Raw genomic sequence first — 3187 nt, forward strand, 5'->3', positions numbered from 1 at the left:
CCAGCGTCCCGGTGACCGGGTCGAACAGATCGCCGTCGGGCAGGACGTCGCACCGCGGGGCCGCCGGCACCGGCTGCCGCCGCATGGCGAGGAGCCGGGCCGCACGGCGGGCGGAGGGGCGGGAGAACGACCAGGCCATGGCCATCTCCTCGAAGCTCCTGAGCGGCGTGACGAGGAAGGCGGCGAAGCCGTAACAGGTGATCAGCTCACCGACGGGCATGCTCCCCTCGAGTGCGAGACGCGCCCCGCGCCAGACGACGGCGGTCAGGAAGAGGCCCGGCAGCACCACCTGCACGGCGGCGATGAGCGCCCACATGCGCGCGCTGTGCACGGCGGCACCGCGCACCTCCTGGGAGGCGCGGCGGTAGCGGCGCAGGAACAGCTCCTCGCCCCCGATGCCGCGCAGCACCCGCAGGCCGGCGACGGTGTCGGAGACCAGGACGGTGGCCCGGCCCGCTCTGGCCCGCTGCACGTCGGCGCGCCGGGTCGCGTACGGCAGCAGCGGCAGCGAGGACAGCGTCATCAGCGGGCATCCGACGGCCACGATCCACGCCATCTCCGGCTGTGCGACGGCCATCGTGACCGCCACCCCGGTGACCGCGGCCAGGGCCGAGGAGAAGCGGGCCGTGGTCTCCACGAACCACCCGATCTTCTCCACGTCGTTGGTGCTGACGGTCGCCACCTCGCCCGCCGCCACCCGCCGTCCGAGCACCGTGCCGAGTTCGGCGGCCTTGCGGGAGAGCAGTTGCTGGAGACGGGTGGCGGCGGTGATCCAGTTGGTGACGGCGGCGCGTTGCAGCATCGTGTCGGCGACGGCGGCCACCGCGCCCGTCACGACGAGCCGTCCGGCGGCCGCGGCGAGCGCGCCCGCCGACCCGTCGGCCACCGCCTGGACCGCGCGCCCCACCGCCACCGGCAGCGCCGCCAGGGACGCGAGGTGCAGCAGGCCCCACAGTCCGGCGGCGAGCTGTCCGCGCCACTGACGCCTCTCCAGCCACAGGAGCAGACGCGGACCGGACCGGACGTCGGGGACGCCGGGATCGGCAGGGGGCAGTGCGCGCAGCGACATGGCATCCCGATGGGTCTCGAGGGCGGACGGGGCACGAGGGTGACGGGCCGGGCCGTGTCCACCCTGCCTCCTCGGCGTGTCCTTCCACGGCGGTCGGCAGGAAGTTGCACCGCAGCTTTGTGGGGGGTCCCTGCCCGGGCGCCGTCCCGCATTCTTGCCACGAGCCGTGGAGCGCCGCTCCTCGGCGTGTCCGCCCCCGCTGGGATGCCGTACCGACAGGAGCCCTCCGTGCACAGTGTCCACGTCCCCCTGGAGTCCGTCGTCACCACCACCGGCACCCCGCCGGCCCACGCGTCGCCGCAGACCTCGGTCGCGTTCAGCGCGGACGGGAAGAGCTACGCCACCGGCAGCTACGACGGCAGGGTCGTCGTCTGGGAGCGCGACACCCGCAGGATCCGATGGGTGCGCCACCACCAACGGCTGGTCAACACGGTCCGCTTCTCCCCGTCGGGCGAGCTGCTGGCCAGCGCCGGGGCGGACAAGGTCTGCCGGGTGTGGCGGACCGCCGACGGCGGTCTGGTCAACGTGCTCTCCCGGCAGCCCGACGACGTCAACGCGGTGGCCTGGATCGACGAGGACCGCCTGGTGACCGTGTCGCAGGACGGGACCGGCCGGGTGTGGGACATCGTGACGGGCACGCTCGCGGAGGTCACCCTCACCCATGCCGACCACTGCATGTCGGTCGACGCCGGCGGACCGGACGCGCTGGCGACCTGCGGCGAGGACGCCAGGATCCGCATCTGGTCCGGTGACGGCACGCTGGTGCGCACCCTGGACCAGAGCGGCCACGCCGAGATGTGCCGCTGGTCGCCCGACGGCGAACTGCTCGCCGCCGCCTGCGACGACGGCTACGTCCACATCCTGCGCCCGGACGGTGAGCTGGTGTCCAAGCTCGGCCCCTACGACGCGGCGGTCAAGTCGGTCGCGTGGTCCCCGGGCGGCGAGCGGGTCGCGGTCGGCGCGTACGACAGCACGGTGCGCATCTGGAACCGCGCCGACGGCCGGGAGCTGTCGCGGTGGTACGGACCGCACCTGTGGCCGCGGTCGCTCGACTGGTCGCCGGACGGCGCGGAGCTGATCGTCGGCACGATCAGCTCCGCCGCCGAGCTGCTCACGGTGCCCGAGCAGGCGCCGGACGAGACCGGTCCCACCTTCGAGGTGACGCCCACCTCGACCACGGCGGGGATCAACCACCTGGTGACGGCCGGCGCCCTGCTCGCCTCCGGCGGGGACGACGGCCGGGTGTCCTTCTGGCCGGACGCCGACGGCGCGGGCGCTCCGCTCCGGGTGCCCGTGGGCGACGGCAGCCTGGTCAACGCGGTCTCGCTCACGGCCTCGGGCGACCTGTGCGCCTACGGCACGTTCCGCGGCCGGGTCGGCGTCCTCTCCCTCGCCGACGCCGGCCGGGGCGACCGGGAGGACCGCGAGCTGACGGCCGAGGAGTTCGGGCACCCGGTCAACCGGGTCGGCTGGTCGGCCGACGGCACCCGGCTCGCGGTCGCCGACTACAGCGGCGCCCTGGGCATCCACCGCTGGGACGGCACACGCCTCACCCCGGTCCTCAGGTACCACGGGCACGACGGGTCCATCAAGGACTTCAGCTGGCTCGGCGACGACCGCCTGGTCACCGTCTCCACCGACCGGACCGCGCACCTGATCACCGCGGACGGGGAGCTGATCCGCTCCTTCACCGGCCACGGCGAACTCGTCAACTCGGGCTCGGTCACCACCATCGGCTCCACCCACGTGCTCGCCACCGCCTCCCGGGACCGCACGATCCGCCTGTACGACCTGGAGTCGGGCGCGCTGCTCGGTGTGCTCACCGGGCACGACGAGTCGGTCAAGGCCGTGGCGTGGCAGCCGGGCGGCGCGCCCGTCCTGCTCAGCGGCGGCTACGACTTCACCGCGCGGCTGTGGACCGTCGATCCCGGGACCTGGCGGGCGCGGTCGGTGGAGACGCTGGCCGGTCACACCAACGCCGTCAGCACCGTCGCCTGGCTCGGGGACACCCCGGTGACCGGCGGCTGGGACAACCGTGTGCTGCTGTGGCGGTCCGGCCCCGACGGCGGCCGGACGCCCCGCACGCCGGCCGGTGTCCCGCAGCTCACCGCGCCGCAG

Annotated in this window: 2 protein-coding genes; one reads left to right on the forward strand and one right to left on the reverse strand. The window is 74.5% G+C overall.

Annotated features, from left to right (window positions below):
- Positions 1-1069: ABC transporter ATP-binding protein (locus HW445_RS24060; RefSeq protein ID WP_180223037.1), on the reverse strand; the 1069-nt coding region annotated here is incomplete at its 3' end.
- 228 nt (positions 1070-1297) lie between these two features.
- On the opposite strand from HW445_RS24060, the gene HW445_RS24065 reads away from it, so the two are divergent.
- Positions 1298-3187: WD40 repeat domain-containing protein (locus tag HW445_RS24065; protein ID WP_308799788.1), on the forward strand; the 1890-nt coding region annotated here is incomplete at its 3' end.

The organism is Streptomyces sp. UH6 (assembly GCF_013421635.1).
In the GTDB taxonomy this organism is placed as follows: domain Bacteria; phylum Actinomycetota; class Actinomycetes; order Streptomycetales; family Streptomycetaceae; genus Streptomyces; species Streptomyces abyssomicinicus.